17 protein-coding genes are annotated in these 16,931 nt (G+C 42.9%); 7 read left to right on the top strand and 10 right to left on the bottom strand.

Annotated elements, in window-relative coordinates; all coding sequences use genetic code 11:
- The first annotated feature begins 126 nt into the window (after window positions 1-126).
- Entirely contained in the window at window positions 127-1,158 is a 1,032-nt protein-coding gene (locus PN447_RS04715) for a hypothetical protein (protein WP_271761213.1), read from the top strand.
- Between the two features lie 7 nt (window positions 1,159-1,165).
- Here the strand turns inward: PN447_RS04715 and PN447_RS04710 are convergent, their stop codons facing one another.
- Window positions 1,166-1,990, bottom strand: coding sequence for a carbohydrate ABC transporter permease (locus tag PN447_RS04710; RefSeq protein WP_271761211.1), 825 nt, complete (start codon window positions 1,988-1,990; stop codon window positions 1,166-1,168).
- Window positions 1,991-2,169: 179 nt separating this feature from the next.
- On the opposite strand from PN447_RS04710, the gene PN447_RS04705 reads away from it, so the two are divergent.
- The 4 genes from PN447_RS04705 (at window position 2,170) to PN447_RS04690 (ending at window position 6,241) form a co-directional block, all read left to right on the top strand.
- Complete coding sequence (locus tag PN447_RS04705; protein WP_271761209.1) at window positions 2,170-2,865, top strand: aldehyde oxygenase (deformylating); 696 nt, start codon at window positions 2,170-2,172, stop codon at window positions 2,863-2,865.
- Between the two features lie 293 nt (window positions 2,866-3,158).
- Complete coding sequence (locus PN447_RS04700) at window positions 3,159-4,196, top strand: long-chain acyl-[acyl-carrier-protein] reductase (RefSeq protein ID WP_271731535.1); 1,038 nt, start codon at window positions 3,159-3,161, stop codon at window positions 4,194-4,196.
- A 100-nt stretch (window positions 4,197-4,296) separates the two neighbouring features.
- Window positions 4,297-5,277 carry an acetyl-CoA carboxylase carboxyltransferase subunit alpha gene (locus PN447_RS04695; RefSeq protein WP_271731537.1) on the top strand — a complete coding sequence of 327 codons (981 nt, stop codon included), beginning with the start codon at window positions 4,297-4,299 and terminating at the stop codon, window positions 5,275-5,277.
- A gap of 241 nt (window positions 5,278-5,518) precedes the next feature.
- A complete protein-coding gene (locus PN447_RS04690; protein WP_271761208.1) occupies window positions 5,519-6,241 on the top strand; it encodes an SDR family oxidoreductase in 723 nt (240 codons plus the stop codon).
- Between the two features lie 47 nt (window positions 6,242-6,288).
- Here the strand turns inward: PN447_RS04690 and PN447_RS04685 are convergent, their stop codons facing one another.
- Complete coding sequence (locus tag PN447_RS04685; protein ID WP_271761206.1) at window positions 6,289-6,921, bottom strand: phosphoribosylanthranilate isomerase; 633 nt, start codon at window positions 6,919-6,921, stop codon at window positions 6,289-6,291.
- A 107-nt stretch (window positions 6,922-7,028) separates the two neighbouring features.
- Here PN447_RS04685 and PN447_RS04680 point away from each other — a divergent pair, with 107 nt between their 5' ends.
- Together PN447_RS04680 and PN447_RS04675 are read left to right on the top strand one after the other, a co-directional pair.
- Entirely contained in the window at window positions 7,029-7,307 is a 279-nt protein-coding gene (locus PN447_RS04680) for a photosystem I reaction center subunit PsaK (RefSeq protein WP_271761204.1), read from the top strand.
- A 218-nt stretch (window positions 7,308-7,525) separates the two neighbouring features.
- On the top strand, window positions 7,526-8,719 hold the full coding sequence (locus tag PN447_RS04675) for a site-2 protease family protein (protein WP_442867076.1): 1,194 nt from the start codon (window positions 7,526-7,528) through the stop codon (window positions 8,717-8,719).
- 202 nt (window positions 8,720-8,921) lie between these two features.
- On the opposite strand, the gene PN447_RS04670 is transcribed toward PN447_RS04675, so the two are convergent.
- The 8 genes from PN447_RS04670 to PN447_RS04635 form a co-directional block, all read right to left on the bottom strand.
- The gene (locus PN447_RS04670) at window positions 8,922-9,140 is read right to left on the bottom strand and encodes a hypothetical protein (protein WP_271731540.1); all 219 of its coding nucleotides are present in this window, start codon (window positions 9,138-9,140) and stop codon (window positions 8,922-8,924) included.
- A gap of 72 nt (window positions 9,141-9,212) precedes the next feature.
- Window positions 9,213-9,938, bottom strand: coding sequence for a lipoate--protein ligase family protein (locus PN447_RS04665; RefSeq protein ID WP_271761248.1), 726 nt, complete (start codon window positions 9,936-9,938; stop codon window positions 9,213-9,215).
- A gap of 163 nt (window positions 9,939-10,101) precedes the next feature.
- On the bottom strand, window positions 10,102-10,569 hold the full coding sequence (locus PN447_RS04660; protein WP_271761203.1) for a YbjN domain-containing protein: 468 nt from the start codon (window positions 10,567-10,569) through the stop codon (window positions 10,102-10,104).
- Between the two features lie 899 nt (window positions 10,570-11,468).
- Entirely contained in the window at window positions 11,469-12,872 is a 1,404-nt protein-coding gene (locus PN447_RS04655) for a ferredoxin:protochlorophyllide reductase (ATP-dependent) subunit N (protein ID WP_271761200.1), read from the bottom strand.
- Between the two features lie 140 nt (window positions 12,873-13,012).
- Window positions 13,013-13,618, bottom strand: a complete 606-nt coding sequence (locus PN447_RS04650) for a DUF5331 domain-containing protein (RefSeq protein ID WP_271761199.1) — start codon at window positions 13,616-13,618, stop codon at window positions 13,013-13,015.
- A 29-nt stretch (window positions 13,619-13,647) separates the two neighbouring features.
- The gene (gene bchL / locus PN447_RS04645) at window positions 13,648-14,514 is read right to left on the bottom strand and encodes a ferredoxin:protochlorophyllide reductase (ATP-dependent) iron-sulfur ATP-binding protein (protein WP_271733256.1); all 867 of its coding nucleotides are present in this window, start codon (window positions 14,512-14,514) and stop codon (window positions 13,648-13,650) included.
- A 507-nt stretch (window positions 14,515-15,021) separates the two neighbouring features.
- A complete protein-coding gene (locus PN447_RS04640) occupies window positions 15,022-15,267 on the bottom strand; it encodes a TIGR02450 family Trp-rich protein (RefSeq protein WP_271733255.1) in 246 nt (81 codons plus the stop codon).
- Window positions 15,268-15,362: 95 nt separating this feature from the next.
- A complete protein-coding gene (locus tag PN447_RS04635; protein ID WP_271761197.1) occupies window positions 15,363-16,469 on the bottom strand; it encodes a saccharopine dehydrogenase family protein in 1,107 nt (368 codons plus the stop codon).
- Window positions 16,470-16,931: the final 462 nt, after the last annotated feature.

Raw genomic sequence — 16,931 nt, 5'->3', positions numbered from 1 at the left:
GGGTAAAGTTCCTCACCGCCCTTGTGTATTCAAGGTATTGTGGGGAGTTTCAAAAAGTGTGTAATAATTAAGCCGATATGCTTGCAGCAGCGCTTCGCTATCGCATCCACTAGTTACCTATCAACTGTGCAAAATACCGAATATATCGACGACCTAGCAGCGGCTTTGCAACAACCAGCCGACCTCAGCTTTGAACTACCAGACCCAGAAGATGAAGAAATATTAGACTCAGAATTTCAACAACAGCTAGATGTAGCTTGGCAGGTATGCGATCGCTTTGACCTGCAAACAGAAATCTGGCGGGGGCGAATTTTAAGGGCTATCCGCGATCGAGAGAAAAGAGGAGGCGACGGACGGGGTACGGGATTTCTCAAATGGCTCAAAGAACGGGAAATTAGCAAAAGTCAAGCATACGCCTGGATTCAGCTGGCTAACAGTGCTGATACTCTCCTCGAAGAAGGAAAATTAGACCCTAAATCAGTGAATAACTTTAGCAAAAGGGCATTTATCGAAACCTCTAAGGCTGTCCCAGAAGTTCAGCAGATGGTAAGTGAAGCGGCGCAAAAAGGTGACCAGATCACCAGGCGAGAAGTGCGCCAACTCACCGACGAATGGACCGCCATGTCTTCAGAATTACTACCAGAACCAGTGAAGGTAAAAGCCGCGGAAAACTCCCTTCCCGCCCGCTACATTGCCCCCCTGGTGAAGGAAATGGAAAAACTACCAGAATCACACCAACGGGTGATTCAAGCAGAAATTGCGACTAACCCAGATGTAGATACTCTCAAGCAGGTAACTTCAGAAGCCCGTCACCTGGCTAAATATCTCAAGGGAGCCGCCCAAGTCCAAGCACTTACCCAGGCAGATATTGACATTGAAACCGCTCTGGAAGAAGCCCAAAGAATCGGCTGTTTGAGTCTAGCCGCGGACTTGGTTAATCAAGCATCACAAATAGAACAAACAATTGCCAAGTTGTACATGAATTGGAAGCGCATCGCTAACTTAGCAGACCGGCTCTATGTAGATACTGGTGCTAGTACACCCCAGTTGCGATCGCTCCTGACTTGCATCGAACCTCTGGGTGGTGAAGTCATGGAATTACAGCTCAGTGGTGCTGCTCAACACACCATCCGCGTACAAATCCAGGAAACGAATTAGCCCATACTCAATTCTTAATCCCTGTGGCGGCTATACCACGAAGAAACTGACGCTGGCCGATGAGGAATAAGACTATTACCGGTACGGTGGCTATAGTCACCGCCGCCATCATCAAAGGCCAATTATTTGTGAATTGTTCTTGAAACTCTGCTAAGGCTAATTGCACTGTTCTCAATTCCGGTCTGGTTGTAAATACCAACGGTTTGAACAAATCGTTCCATTCGCCAATAAAGGTAAACAGAAACAGTGTGACTAAGGCTGGACGGGCTAAAGGTAACATGACTCGCCATAAAATTTGCAGTCGGTTCGCTCCGTCTATGCTTGCTGCTTCTTCCAACTCTACGGGAATTGTTTGGAAATACTGACGTAATAGGAAAATCCCAAAGCCATTGACGGCAGTTGGTAAAATCAGCGCCCCGTAAGTGTTAATCAGGTGTCCCCACTTTAAAACTAAGAAGATGGGAATCACCAGTAATTGGAAGGGAATTACCAAAGTGGCCAAAACAACCACTAACAGCGCTTGTTTACCACGAAATTTCAATCTCGCCAAGGCGTAACCCGCTAAGGCAGAAGTGACCATTTGAAAGGCTGTCACAGCGATCGCCACTAAGGTAGAATTAGCAAACGCTAGTAAAAATTGACCTCGCTGCCAGGCATCGCGGTAATTAGCTAAAGACCAGTTAGTTTTGGCTGAAATTTCTACAGTAGCTCCCGGAGGTGCAAAAGAGGTGAGGAAGACCACTAGCAAGGGGAATAGGACAATCAATGCCCCCAATAGCAGCACTCCTAGGCGCAAAAAATTGCCAGATTTTAGATTCCAAGGTTTAGGCATGAGTTGTGCATCGAAGCTTTGTTTTCTACCCTTACTAGAGCATCGTCCCCAGCAAGAGTTAATCTATAACATAGTGACTTGTTAAGTTAAATTAAACCATAGTGATGATTACCCTAAATCTATCAGGGACAATCAAATTTTTGTATCAAATGATTCAAGTTTACCGGAGTAAACACACCATGCAACAACTTACAGCCCAGTTAGAAATTGATTTCGACAGTGAAGAATACAAAGATGCTTACAGTCGCATCAATGCTATTGTCATTGAGGGGGAACAAGAAGCTTATGAAAATTACATCACATTGGCTCAAATGCTCCCAGACTATAAAGATGAACTCATTCGTTTATCTAAAATGGAAAGTCGCCACAAAAAGGGTTTTGAGGCTTGTGGGCGTAATCTAAAAGTTACACCAAATATGGAGTTTGCTCAGGAGTTCTTCGCTCAACTCCACGCCAATTTCCAAACAGCCGCAGCTGAGGGTAAAGTGGTGACTTGCTTGCTGATTCAGTCTTTGATTATTGAATGCTTTGCGATCGCAGCATATAACATTTACATTCCCGTTGCCGATGATTTTGCCCGTAAAATCACTGAGGGAGTAGTGAAAGATGAGTATAGTCACCTCAACTTTGGAGAGGTGTGGTTGAAAGAAAACTTTACAGAATCGAAAGCTGAATTAGAAGCAGCCAACCGCCAAAACCTACCCATTGTTTGGAAAATGCTCAACCAGGTAGAAGATGATGCCCACGTCTTGGCCATGGAAAAAGAAGCTTTAGTAGAAGACTTCATGATTCAATACGGTGAAGCGTTGAGTAACATTGGTTTCACAACCAGGGACATTATGCGGATGTCTGCCTATGGACTCACAGCCGCTTAATAAGTGCCTAGGGGCAGGCAAAATACGGAATTTAAAATACTTACCGGAATTTAGCACTGCCTAGTTTTCTCAGTGATGCATCTTACGCTTTGTGTCATCCTTGTGAGAGTGATATCAAGAAACCAGAATAGATTAAGATTTTCTTAATGAAGAATTACTTTTCCCCGGTATTTCCGTTGGCCTAGGGTTTCCGAAGCGAAAAAGAAAAAGGCAATATTACGAATTGCTTAGTATTTAGTTCTTCCCCACTTATTCAACGCTTTCGACAAAGCATACGCCTAATACATCAATACATGTTTGGTCTAATTGGACATTTGACTAGTTTAGAACACGCCCAAGCGGTAGCCCAAGAATTGGGTTACCCAGAATATGCCGATCAAGGGTTAGATTTTTGGTGCAGCGCCCCGCCCCAAATTGTCGATGAAATCACGGTTACCAGTGTAACTGGGCAGACAATCCAAGGACGGTATGTAGAATCTTGTTTTTTGCCGGAAATGCTAGCCAATCGGCGCATAAAGGCAGCAACACGCAAAATTCTCAACGCCATGGCTCATGCTCAAAAGCATGGCATAAATATTACTGCCTTGGGGGGATTTTCCTCAATTATTTTTGAAAACTTTAAATTGGAGCAATTTAGGCAAGTCCGCAACATCAAACTAGAGTTTGAACGCTTCACCACCGGGAATACTCACACAGCCTACGTCATTTGTCGCCAGGTGGAACAAGCGTCAAAACAAATAGGAATTGATTTGTCGAAAGCGACTGTTGCTATATGTGGCGCTACTGGAGATATTGGCAGTGCAGTGACACGCTGGCTTAATATCAGAACAGATGTCAAGGAACTTTTGCTCATCGCCCGTAACCATGAACGTCTGACAGAGTTACAAGCCGAATTGGGAAGGGGCAAAATTATGGGTTTAGATGAAGCACTCCCCCAAGCTGATATCGTCGTTTGGGTCGCCAGTATGCCCAAAGGTCTGGAAATTGATTTTCAAGTCTTGAAGCAGCCTTGTTTGCTGATTGACGGCGGCTATCCAAAAAATTTAGCTACTAAAATTCAGCAGAGTGGGGTTCATGTGCTAAACGGTGGCATCGTGGAACATTCTCTCGATATTGACTGGAAAATTATGAAAATAGTCAATATGGATGTTCCCACACGCCAGTTGTTCGCTTGCTTTGCTGAATCAATGCTGCTTGAATTTGAGAAGTTGTACACGAACTTTTCTTGGGGGCGCAATCAGATTACCGTAGACAAAATGGAGCAGATTGGTCAAGCATCTATAAAACACGGGTTTAGACCACTGCTAGTTGAGTCATTAGTGCTTAACTAGTGACTGGGAACAAATGCCTATAGTCAGCCCCAACATCCCCACCCTATGCCCCGCCCTGAAGGACGGGGAAAATTAACACTCAAAACTCTTAATTTGTAAGATGCCAACTACCGAGCGCAAACCACTACTGTTAGATTTTGAAAAGCCACTAGCAGAACTGGCAAACCGAATTGATCAGATTCGGCAACTGGCAGCAGAAAATGGCGTTGATGTTTCTGGTGAAATTCGCAAATTAGAAACACGGGCTATGCAACTACGGGAAGAAATTTTTAGTAATTTATCGCCTTCCCAACGTCTGCAAGTTGCTCGTCATCCTCGTCGCCCTAGTACACTTGACTATATCCAGTCCATCAGTGATGAGTGGATGGAGTTACACGGCGATCGCTGCGGTGGTGACGATCCGGCTTTAGTTGGTGGTGTAGGTCGTTTGGGCGGGCAGCCAGTGGTGATGTTAGGTCATCAAAAAGGCCGCGACACCAAGGATAATGTCGCCCGGAATTTCGGTATGGCTTCCCCCGGTGGTTACCGGAAAGCCCTGCGCTTGATGGAACACGCTCACAAGTTCGGGATGCCGATTATAACTTTCATCGACACCCCAGGAGCTTGGGCGGGTATAGAAGCTGAACATCAAGGTCAAGGAGAAGCCATCGCCTATAATTTACGGGAAATGTTTTGTTTTGATGTCCCCATTATCTGCACAGTCATCGGCGAAGGTGGATCTGGCGGCGCTTTAGGTATTGGTGTGGGCGATCGCCTGATGATGTTTGAACACGCCGTTTATACCGTTGCCACCCCGGAAGCCTGCGCGGCGATTTTGTGGAAAGATGCCAGCAAATCCCCCCAAGCAGCTGTGGCTTTAAAAATCATTTCCCACGACCTAAAAAACCTGGGTATCATTGACGAGATATTACCTGAACCCATTGGTGGCGCTCATTCCGATCCCCTAGAAGCGGCCAGAACTCTTAAGCAAAGCTTATTAGACAACTTAGAAGAACTCAACCGCTTAACATCTCAAGAGCGCCGGCAACTGCGCTATGAAAAATTTCGCAAAATTGGTGTTTTTACTGAATCTATCCACTGATACCACCAGAAAATAACCCCATTGCTCATCGGCAATGCTATAATACCTATGGCTACCCAAAGATGGTTAAAAATTTCAACAGCCATAGGTTTTTTGTATTTTTAGCAAATCAACTGGATTTAGCGGGTGGTTTGTCTGTTCTTTAGTAATCACTGATAATTTACTAAAAATTACTTGCTGAAAATTACTTTAACAAGCCCCAAAATTTCCATAATTAGTTGCGCAAAAATTTGGAGAAAGCATGAGTTGGGAAAAACGACGCGCCCTAATTACTGGGGCTAGTAGTGGAATTGGCAAAGCAACGGCATTAGCCTTTGCCAAGGCGGGAATTGATGTCGCTTTAGTCAGCCGTTCTTTAGACAAGTTGGAGATAGTAGCCGCAGCAGCTAGGGATACAGGAGTAGCAGCCAAGGCTTACTCTGTGGATTTGGCTAATGTCTCTCAAGTAAAAGCAGCAATTCAAGACATCGCCCTTGATTTTGGCAGCATAGATATCTTAGTCAACAATGCGGGTATAGCATACACAGCAAACTTAAGTGAAACCCCCCTAAAAGATTGGCAGCAAGTCATTAACTTGAACCTCACCAGCGTATTTGAATGCTGTATGGCTATCTTGCCGGGAATGAGACAAGCAAAACAAGGTATGATTATTAACGTCGCCTCCATTGCCGGAAAGCAAGCTTTTCCTGGTTGGGGAGCTTACAGCGTCAGTAAAGCGGGCTTACTGGCCATGGGCCAAACCCTAGCACAAGAAGAACGTATCCATGGGATTCGGGTCACTGCAATTTGCCCTGGTGCTGTGAATACGGAATTGTGGGATACAGACACCGTACAGTCGGATTTTGACCGTTCAAAAATGTTAACGCCAGAAATCGTTGCTCAGTCAATTCTCTACACAGCCTTACTACCACAGCAAGCTGTCATTGATGAATTAACCCTCATGCCCAGTGCTGGCGCTCTATAAACTCTAAAATCTTGAGTACTGGGTATTTATTTAACTCAGGTGGGTGATCAAAATGGTCTCCCTAATATCTCAAACAGCAGCGCTACTTTGTTTAAATCTTTATCTCCTGGTTTAATTTCTACACCGCTAGATAAATCTATACCATCGGGTTTGACTTGACTTAATGCAGCTACTATATTATCTGGGGTTAGTCCCCCAGCTAACAACCAAGGACAATTAGGTCTAAATTTCTCTAACATTTCCCAGTCTAAAGTTTGTCCAGTACCTCCTAATTGTTGGGGATGATAGGCATCTAGTAGTATTGTGTCTATATGGTCTGTATAGTTGGCTGTTGCCATGAGGTTCTCTAAACTGCGAATTCTAAAGGCTTTGATGATTTCGATATTGGGCAGACTTTGACGTAAAATACAGCAAAATTCTGGGGTTTCGTCTGCGTGTAACTGTACACCAGTCAATCCAGCACTCTTGACTATCTGGATAATTTCAGGAATGCTAGCCTTGGCAAAAACCCCGATTTTGTCAATATTTGCCGGTAATTCCGCCACCGCCGCCTGAATTTGCTCTGAGGTAACGTAGCGGGGCGATGTGGGTACACATATAAATCCTAGTGCGGTTGCACCTAGGGAAGCGATCGCTACAGACTGTTGTTGTTGAGTTATACCGCAAATTTTTACCCGCATATAAATTTTATCTACAAGATAAATTAACCTAACCTTTGAGGGAGGATGGAGAAACTTTTTCAGGAGGAGTATAGCTACATTAGCTTGTTTATCCCTGACAAAGAACTATGATCTCATCAATCTTATTAACAGTTCAAGTGACGGTTCCCAACACTGGTACTACATCGAATTGGATTGGTACTGCTATTATTATTGGCAGTTGTCTGTTATGTCTTTTAATTATTCCCCGCACTATTAGTTACCCACAGGTAGGTAATAAAATGCCTTTACCTTTGTCGGGACTGTTCAATAATCCTAGTATTGGCTGCTTCTTGGCGGCTATGAGTGCTGGTCATATCATTGGTGTGGGTGCGGTTTTGGGACTGACTAATCTGGGTATTATTTAATTTTGTTTCTGTCTACATTAGCCCCAAGTATCGGGAATCTAGGTCAATCGGATATCACACGACGGAAATCCCCACCCTCAGTCATTTGTACTGGGGGTTAGTTATATGTCAACCTAGAAGTAAGGTATCTGGTTGTCGCTCATCACACAGACAAATATGTTGACGGTTAACTGTTGGCGGTTGACAGTTATCAGTGAACACTCAACTAGGACAAGATCATGCAAAGTTGGAAAATTGGCTCTTTATTTGGCATCCCACTATTTTTAGATCCACTATGGTTTATAGTTTTGGGGTTAGCTACCCTTAACTTTAGTATGGCTTACGAGCAATGGGGTACTACCATTGCTTGGAGTGCGGGGATAGTCATGGCACTGCTGCTGTTTACTTCAGTATTATTACATGAGTTGGGTCACAGCTTGGCAGCGCGATCGCAAGGCATTAAAGTTAATTCTATTACTCTATTTCTCTTTGGTGGTATTGCCGCTATAGAAGAGGAATCAAAAACCCCCGCTAAGGCGTTTCAAGTCGCCATCGCTGGGCCTTTGGTAAGTATTGCCCTATTTTTGCTGTTTAGTGTAACTACTAACATTACACCGGCAACTAGCCCTGTGTCGGCTATGGTTACAGATTTGGCAAGAATTAATTTAGTTGTCGCCCTGTTTAACCTCATTCCCGGTTTACCTCTGGATGGTGGACAAGTATTGAAGGCTGCGGTGTGGCAAATGACAGGGAACCGCTTTCAAGCTGTACACTGGGCTGCGAGGGCTGGGCAAATTTTAGGTTACAGTGCGATCGCCTTGGGATTTGTTGTAGACTTTTTGACTAGCGAGTTAATTACTGGCTTATGGATTGCTTTAATTGGTTGGTTTGCTGTGCGTAATGCTAACAGCTATGACCGTTTAACTACCTTACAAGAAACTTTGCTGAAGTTATTAGCCAGGGATGGGATGACTCGTGATTTCCGCGTAGTTGATGCGGGTCAAAGTTTACGTAATTTTGCTGATTCTTACCTATTGGATACTAACGCCCCCAATATCTACTTTGCTGTAGCTGATGGGCGTTATCAAGGTATGGTTAGTATTGATGATTTACGCCTGGTAGAAAGAGGTGAATGGGAAAACCGCACTCTACAAACTATAGTGCATCCCTTAACAAAAATCCCCTCCGTAGCTGAATCGACTTCTTTCGCTGAGGTGATTAACAAGCTGGAAAATGAGCATTTACCGCGAATTACTGTGCTTTCGCCAGCTGGTACAGTTGCGGGTGTGATTGACCGGGGGGATATTGTGCGGGAATTGGCGCAAAAATTAAATTTACGCCTTACTGATGAGGATGTCCAGCGTATTAAGGAAGATGGTAGCTATCCCCCAGGGTTGGAATTAGGAACAATTGCTAAGTCAATCACACATTAGAGGTTGTTGGGAAAGTATTAAACAGGTAATTTTTATCTTAGGGAACAGGGAACACCGGAACAGGGAACACCGGAACAGGGACTAGAGTCAAAGTCCCCCTTCTCAAGGGGGATTTAGGGGGATCTAAAAATATTTGATACACTAATCATGACTTTGCAAACATCCTCTTAGAGGTGATTTACCTTAATTCTGCTGTATTATCTCAAGTTTCCCCATTAAAGAAGTTGCTGAGAAGTTCTGGAAGCTTGTTGATTTCTTGTATGAGGTCGTCGGGACTAAAACCAAAGGTATTCAAAATCACGATGATCACAAAAACAGCGATCGCACTACTAATAAATGTTTTTAATACTTTAAACAATGCCCGGAAAATAATCAAGGCGACAATTACAGCAGCAACGAGAATGATGATATTAGTTGGCATTTTCGTGATAAATAATTGCTTACAGATTCGGGATAAAATATCATAACAGTAAATAAAATTCTGCCTTGGGGTTTAAAGTTTGGCGGTAATTTCCCCCCATTCAGACAGAGAAAGGGGTTGTACTTGTATCTCCATAGCAAAACAATTACAAGCGGCGGTAATCAAGGCGCTGATAATTGTATCTAGACTCAAATTACCAGGAAGTTCTATAGTGGTGGTAGGTTCTGTACCAAACACCTGAGTAAACAATTGAGCATCCTGGTGTAAAGGCATTGAACCATGTTGGAGAATTACCCCACCTTTTTGTACTTGGGCGCTACCAATCAGTTTAGCACCATTGGGTAAGAGTAAATCTGCACTTGTGGCCGTACCAAAACAGTTAGGGTTGTGGATATAGCCCCGCCCTGCCGTACCATAGGACAATTCCACACCAAGCGATCGCCATCCTTGAATTAAAAACTCACAAATTTTCTCATATACCTGTAGACGATTACCCGTAATTCCCGAATTAACTACAGTATAAGTTAAATCACCTTGATGTAACACAGCCCTACCACCAGTAGGACGGCGCACCAAGTCTAACTGCTGTCCTCGCCAAATCAAATTCTGCCACAATTCCGGGTATTGGCGTTGGTGATAGCCCAGAGAAATAGCAGGTGGCGACCAGGTGTAAAATCGCAGAGTTGGGGGATGGTCTCCAGATTTATGCTGTTCTAACAACCATCTGTCAATAGCCATCTGCACATCCCCCGCAGCTTCTAACCAAGGAATTAGTCGCCACACCTGCGGACTATGCAAGTTTTCAATTGGGTTCAACACTGATATTTATAGAGTTGCAAAAAAGACAATTTATCACGAAAATCCCAGGACTCGCAGCCAAACCCCGAAAAAATCCTGGGTAAATCCTGTGGAGTGGGTATACTACCCGCCTTACATAAGTAAGCTGCTATAACAGATAATCCTAGGCAGAACCATACTCAGATTGCAAAACTTCATCATTCTCATCAGCAATAGTTGCCACAATGGTAATCAACCGTGAGACCTCCGCAGGAGATAAATCTTCCAGAGTGCGTGTTGATATCACCACTACCTGACTTTCAACAATACCAAACCGGGCTTCTAAAGTGCTAGAGCAGTTCATTTCCAAAAGATGACGCATTAACTTAGCCTCATCCCGAGCAGGTAACTTAAGCACCGCCGACCAAACCGTGATAGTATCATCGTCGTTTTGTCCATTCAATTGGACAAATACGTCCACAGTCCCGTACCTAAATTTCCAGAGATAACCTCCTCCTGACGGATGGCTAACCATGGCGCTATCATCTTGTTCTAGAGATTCAATGACATTTTCAATGACTTCTATGTGGTTAATGGTCACTGTCTCTGGGTTGAGTTCATCACTGATTACGGTTTCTTGGTAGTTTGTCATATATATTTTTTCCTCAAGATAGTTATTTCTGCATCTACACATACTTTATCGCCTATAAGTAAAGTTAGTTGTAGCTGCTGAAATTTGTGATATTTAACCCACGCCATCAGAGGATGTTTGATAAGTTTTCAACAGGTAATTTTTATCTTAGGGAACACCGGATCAGGGAATGGGGAACACACCGAACACACAAAAAATAATAAAATCCAGTCCCCTCCCCTTAAAAGGACAAGACTTGGTGGACAAGGTGGACAAGGTGACCAGGGAGAAAAACAGTACAAAGTCTGTATTCTTAGTAAGAAAAATAGCCCCTTAAAAGACCATTGTCCGTATAAAATTTTCCTTGTCCACTTTCCTTCCTTGTCTTCGGTGGTCTTGCCTTCACAGATCATATTAAAAACCTACCCTTGTAAGGAAGGGGGCGGGGTGAAACAATAGTTGATACACTAATCATGACTTGACAAACATCCTCTCATAAGTCCAGGATCTAAAACTCACAACCGCACATATCACACAGCCCAAGATAACTGCCAAAACCCAGAGATATTTTTTTAATTAGGGTAATTTAACCAAAAACCTTGGGAACAATGTAGAATATACATAGGTCAGAAATATGTGTATTTCCACCTGAACGGTTAAGTAATCACCCCATCTCCCCATCTATTTAAACTTAAACTTAAAACCGGTGGGAAAGAGATATCCCTGGAAATATTCAAAAAGCCAATAGAAATTGGCCGGGAATAGCTGATAATATCCGCCGGAGAAATCAAAGTTAATTAAGAAATCATGGACATAGTGCGGGCATCTTGCCCGCTATAATCAGCAATGAGAGCATACCCAAAGGAAAAAAGGCGAACTTTGTTCGCCCCAACATGATCTGCTATAACTCAGCCAAACACTTAAATTTTTGCCTCTTCCTTAACTAACTTATCCCAACCCAAATCTTTAAGATTATTATTGCGGCGCAGGGGACGGGTCACCAACTCCAGAAGGTCACGGGCGTTAGTAAAACCATGAATTTGCGCAAAGGTGAACTCTACAGACCACTTAGTATTAATACCACGGGCTTCTAAAGGATTAGCGTGAGCCATACCGGTAATTACCAAATCTGGTTTTAATTCATAAATACGCTGCACCTGATTGTAATTATCCGGTTTCTCGATAATCCTGGGCAGAGGTACACCCATTTCGTGACAGGTTTTTTCTAACAGCGCCAACTCAGCAGCTTGATAACGCTTATCCATATAGGGGATACCGATTTCATGTACGGTCATTCCACAACGTACTAAAAACCGAGCTTGGGAGATTTCTAGTAAGTTATCACCCATAAAGAAGACCGACTTACCCTTTATGATGTTAACATAATCTGCCAAACTTTCCCAAATTTGCGCCTCCCGCTCATCTAAACCTTTGGGAGTAATACCAAACACAGAGCAGATTTTCTCAACCCAAGCGCGAGTACCATCAGGGCCAATGGGGAAAGGTGCGCCAATAAGTTTACACTTGCGGCGACGCATTAAGGTAGTGGCGGTGCGACTGAGGAAGGGGTTGACACCAGCCACATAATACCCTTCTTCAATCACCGGTAATTCAGTAAACCGCTTTGCAGGTAACCAACCAGAAACTTTTATCCCTTGTTTCTTGAGTTCCAAGGTTAACTGGGTGACCACAGGATCAGGTAGAGAACCGAACAGCACCAGGGGGGGATGATCTACATACTCGGATTCTTCTTGAGCGACTTCTTCTTTCTTTTTGCCAAAGTTGAGCAGCTTTTGAATCGCATTACCTTCATTTTTATCAGTTGCTGCTGCTGGTGCTTGAGTGGGACAACGATTAGCCATAGATGCTAATACGGTATCTTCCCCTTGGGTAAAGGCATAATCTAAACCATTAGCACGGGCGACAACAATAGGAATACCAATTTCTGATTCTAACTTGGGTGCTAAACCTTCTAAATCTGTTTTAATGATTTCCGTAGTGCAAGTACCAATCCAGACAATTACACTGGGATTGCGATCGCGCTTAATTTGCAAACACAACCGCTTTAACTCCTCATAATCATTGAGTTGTGCGGAAATATCCCCCTCTTCTAATTCTGCCATGGCATAGCGAGGTTCAGCAAAGATCATCACCCCCATGGCATTTTGCAAGAAATACCCACAAGTCTTAGTACCAATCACCAGAAAGAAGCTATCTTCAATTTTCTGGTATAACCAAGCCACACAACTAATGGGACAGAAGGTGTGGTAATTGCCAGTTTCACACTCAAATTTTAAAGCGTCTGGTTGTTGAGCGATAGTCATTTGTATTTTTCTCCCCTTAGTATTTAATAGCAGATGAATATAGGGCGGGCATGGGGGGATGATACTTCCCCCGGAATACCCCCTTTTGTGTTATAATCAGCCAATTGTCGGTGCTTGATATTCAACCAAAACGGTAACAATTAAGGTTTAGGGAACAGACGCGCAAACTCTGATTCATCAAAAACATCCTCTGAGAGTTCTTCCCCACTTTTTTCTAATCCGCTTTCTTCCCCCCAGACATCTGATAATATGTCTTTTGTCTGGGAATCATCCAGGATTTCTTCAGATCCAGGTGTTGTTGCAAAGGAAATCCCACCAAAATCATCAGCTACCATAGTGGGTGATGATTTAGACACAGTTTTCAAGTTATTTTGTCCTTTTTGAGATGCGCCCCTCACGTCATTGAGATGAACATCATCTTTCCGGTTCTGATTCACATTCCGCATCTGTTCTGTGGGATTGGGGCGATAACCCAGAACAATATCGGGGTCAAAATCCAACTCCAGCACCTCAATAAGAGTATCAGCGTCAGGATTGAGTTTGGAAAAAGGCATCATCAGCTGTGCCAATTGGGGTTCTAGAGCATTGACAACACCCAAGATGAGGTATGAACTGGGTCGCTTTCCGCCATCTGGAGTAGAAACCGACTCGGTTATCATATGCAGAACAATCCACTCACGGTTTGTCTCAAAGAATTCTAACCACTTTTGTCTGATTTCATCTGTAAAGCTATTAAAGAAAGCCATATTTTTCCCCATCCTGGATATTGATGATGCTATACAATCATCAAGTCTAGTTCTTCTTCCAAATTCGTCACCTGTGGTTTAGCTGGATTTAGATAAAAATCAGACAACAAAGAGAACAATTCCCGATCTTGAGCATCTTTAGGCACAACACCCTCTGGACGTGCCAGAATTTGGTCAGCGATATTCAGGTAGTAATCGCAAACGTAGCTCAGAGAAGGGTCATTTTCCGCCATTTCAAATAAAGTTTTACCCTTAACACGAGAAACACGAATATCTTCAATTAAAGGTAACACTTCTAACACCGGCATAGGCACTGCTTCTATATATTTCTCGATTAAGTCCCGCTTAGAGGTGCGATTACCAATTAAACCCGCTAAACGCAGGGGATGAGTGCGGGCTTTTTCCCTCACTGAGGCTGCAATGCGATTGGCTGCGAACAGGGCATCAAAGCCATTGTCAGTCACAATCATGCAATAATCTGCATAGTTGAGTGGTGCTGCAAACCCACCACATACAACGTCACCCAGGACATCAAACAGAATCACATCGTACTCATCAAAGGCGTTGAGTTCTTTCAGTAATTTTACTGTCTCTCCCACCACGTAACCGCCACATCCAGCACCAGCAGGTGGTCCACCAGCTTCTACACAGTCTACACCACCATAACCTTTATAAATTACATCTTCTGGCCAAACATCTTCATAGTGGTAATCTTTTTCTTGGAGAGTATCAATAATTGTGGGAATTAAAAACCCTGTGAGTGTAAAGGTGCTGTCGTGTTTGGGGTCACAACCGATTTGCAGAACTTTCTTACCGCGTTTGGCTAGGGCGACTGATATATTACAGCTAGTTGTAGATTTACCAATACCACCTTTTCCGTAAACTGCTAGTTTCATTGTTATTTACCTCTAATAATTTTTTATCAAACTCCTGGCTGAAGCTTTTACCTTTACCTAGCCGGGGGATGTCTGAGCTATGTGATTTTGATTATTGACCATATTCCACAGAAAAGAAAGGGGGTGCAAATATGAAGAAGGCATCTATAAGATTTTTTCAGGATTAAAACAGATTATTTAGCAATTTTTTCGGCTTTAAATCTTTTTTTTAGCTTCAAAAATTCATAAATTGCTGTTTTTTATCCATTTTTTATAAAAGAGTTACAAAAGACAAAAATAACTGTATGTACTTTTGTATATAGTTTTTATGGCTTAAAACTAACCCCAGCCAGACTGATCCCCTGGGAAAGGGGCTGAGTTTGAAACTTGAATAGACAGATTAGCTATGGAATGCTCAAGGGGTATATTCACAAATACAGAACAGTGGGAAGAATATCTCAACTATGCTTTTCATCCCTTAGTGATTGGTTTGTAATAAATTATTAATTTTGGGTTTTAGCTGATATTTTAGGTTTCTCGTGCTTCAATTTCCTGTAAAGATTGCCAGCCAGCTTTCCACTGAGAGTTATCTTGTAACAATTTTGCGTTTAACCAAAAGCGCACATTGGGGTCACAAGCTGCAACCATTTCGGCATATACCCACTTACTCTGATTTTTCCGGTTAACGACCTGGAAGTGTCGCCAACCATCTATTTTTTTCTGTGCTGTCCACTTAGAACCAACTAGGTGAGGAAATTTTTCTTTTTTACGCATTGAACACACCGAACAAATTGGTGTATACTTCATTAGCCTCGGAAAGGCCGTAACACCATATCAATAATTATACAATAAACACTAAGAAACTTGTTTTAACACCAATGGGAATTAATCTGAATTCCTCGTTTTGCCATACCCTGCATAAATAAATCTGTTGGTAGTGCTGCTTCTACAGGTGAAACACCGGGTTTTTTCAGCTTCCCTGCTAATAATAATTCTGCAATGCTACCAGCACCACAGCCAGAAGCTACGGCGGTATTTTCATGTACTACGGTAGAACGGTAAACACCGATTTCACCATTTTTTTCACCTGTGACTTCTGAACGCACTGCTACCCCAATACCACTAAAATTATTGGTGAAATCTGTCATTAAATGACTCACACGGGCTAAAAATTCAATCATGTAACGACGCTGCATTAACCACTTGGGTAATATATGGGCTGCTGTCCAGGTGAGGTGGTTGTAAAAGTCGGGAATCGAGCCAAATTTGGTAACTACAGTTTTAACTGATGGGAAGGCTTGGGGTATTGTAAAGGTTTCTGGCATATCAAACCAGTAAACCCCATGGAGTCTATAGGGAGGGGGAAAATCAACTACTTCTCTTTGACTGTAAGGCTGGATTATTTGCCATTTTCTATCTATCCAGGCTTCAAAAGGATATTGCAACCCTAAAAAGGTGGTGCGCATGACTGTGATTCCCGCGCCACCAGAACCACATACTAAGTAACTTAAATGTATTTTTTCTGGGTGATCAAATTCTTCGGCGCACTGACGCACCATGCTATTAGAGATACCAGGGAAAATCCCCGTATTAATAATTGCCGTCACACCCGCTGCAACAGCTTGTTGATGATAATTTAGCGCCTTGGTAGTATAAGAACGGTGGTCACTGACATCTATATAGTTTACCCCTTGTTCAATACAAATTTTGAGAACATTAGCATCTCGGTAGTGAAACGGTCCCGCACAATGGATAACTAAATTAGAGTTAGCGATCGCCTCTCTCAATTTCTCAACTTCTGCCAAGTCTAACACCAAAAACTGAACATTTTCACCCAAAGACAACTGAGAATTGCTGTGTGTTTCCGGTGAACGCCCAGTAATGGTAATTTGTGCTCTTGTGTGGGTAGCTATATCTAGAGCAACATGGCTACCAATCCGCCCTCTTCCACCCAAAATCAAAACGCGATGTTTCATTACTCCAATATATAGCATTTCCCATGCTCGTGAGGTACAAAGTTGTTTAGTTTCAGGGAACAGGGAATAGGGAACAGGAAATAGGCAATTGATGTGTACTTCATTAGCCTGAAAAAGGCTTTATATCATTTACTATGCTCCTGATGTACGAAGTTTTTTAGTCGTAGGGAATAGGGAACAGGGAATAGGCAAAAAATGTATATGTAATTCATTAGCATGAAAAAAACTTGAGCATGATTTCTGGATTAATTATAGAAACAGTAACCCACCGCCGCCAAACCTTTACCAGGGTAGGGTTAGAGACGGTCAAATAAATTGACAGCTTTACAAAAAATTAGTGTGAATCATCACTGAAGTGTTTAACATTATCTGATGCTGGAGAGAGACGTTTTACTAGTTGCATAGAATTACTATCGAATGTAAATACAAGATTCCAGCGCGGTATTACTGAGGGTATCATAG

This window comes from Anabaena sp. CS-542/02, from assembly GCF_028331085.1.
Taxonomy (GTDB): Bacteria; Cyanobacteriota; Cyanobacteriia; order Cyanobacteriales; family Nostocaceae; genus Anabaenopsis; species Anabaenopsis arnoldii.
Note: the sequence above shows the minus strand (reverse complement) of the source record. Positions and strands in the feature narration are given on the sequence as shown.

Excerpts from the sequence above, each read along its gene's own strand:
- PN447_RS04710 (WP_271761211.1), bottom strand. The coding sequence starts at position 1,990 with ATGCCTAAACCTTGGAATCTAAAATCTGGCAATTTTTTGCGCCTAGGA.
- PN447_RS04705 (WP_271761209.1), top strand. The coding sequence starts at position 2,170 with ATGCAACAACTTACAGCCCAGTTAGAAATTGATTTCGACAGTGAAGAA.
- PN447_RS04700 (WP_271731535.1), top strand. The coding sequence starts at position 3,159 with ATGTTTGGTCTAATTGGACATTTGACTAGTTTAGAACACGCCCAAGCG.
- PN447_RS04695 (WP_271731537.1), top strand. The coding sequence starts at position 4,297 with ATGCCAACTACCGAGCGCAAACCACTACTGTTAGATTTTGAAAAGCCA.
- PN447_RS04690 (WP_271761208.1), top strand. The coding sequence starts at position 5,519 with ATGAGTTGGGAAAAACGACGCGCCCTAATTACTGGGGCTAGTAGTGGA.
- PN447_RS04685 (WP_271761206.1), bottom strand. The coding sequence starts at position 6,921 with ATGCGGGTAAAAATTTGCGGTATAACTCAACAACAACAGTCTGTAGCG.
- PN447_RS04680 (WP_271761204.1), top strand. The coding sequence starts at position 7,029 with ATGATCTCATCAATCTTATTAACAGTTCAAGTGACGGTTCCCAACACT.
- PN447_RS04675 (WP_442867076.1), top strand. The coding sequence starts at position 7,526 with ATGCAAAGTTGGAAAATTGGCTCTTTATTTGGCATCCCACTATTTTTA.
- PN447_RS04670 (WP_271731540.1), bottom strand. The coding sequence starts at position 9,140 with ATGCCAACTAATATCATCATTCTCGTTGCTGCTGTAATTGTCGCCTTG.
- PN447_RS04660 (WP_271761203.1), bottom strand. The coding sequence starts at position 10,569 with ATGACAAACTACCAAGAAACCGTAATCAGTGATGAACTCAACCCAGAG.
- PN447_RS04655 (WP_271761200.1), bottom strand. The coding sequence starts at position 12,872 with ATGACTATCGCTCAACAACCAGACGCTTTAAAATTTGAGTGTGAAACT.
- PN447_RS04650 (WP_271761199.1), bottom strand. The coding sequence starts at position 13,618 with ATGGCTTTCTTTAATAGCTTTACAGATGAAATCAGACAAAAGTGGTTA.
- bchL (WP_271733256.1), bottom strand. The coding sequence starts at position 14,514 with ATGAAACTAGCAGTTTACGGAAAAGGTGGTATTGGTAAATCTACAACT.
- PN447_RS04640 (WP_271733255.1), bottom strand. The coding sequence starts at position 15,267 with ATGCGTAAAAAAGAAAAATTTCCTCACCTAGTTGGTTCTAAGTGGACA.
- PN447_RS04635 (WP_271761197.1), bottom strand. The coding sequence starts at position 16,469 with ATGAAACATCGCGTTTTGATTTTGGGTGGAAGAGGGCGGATTGGTAGC.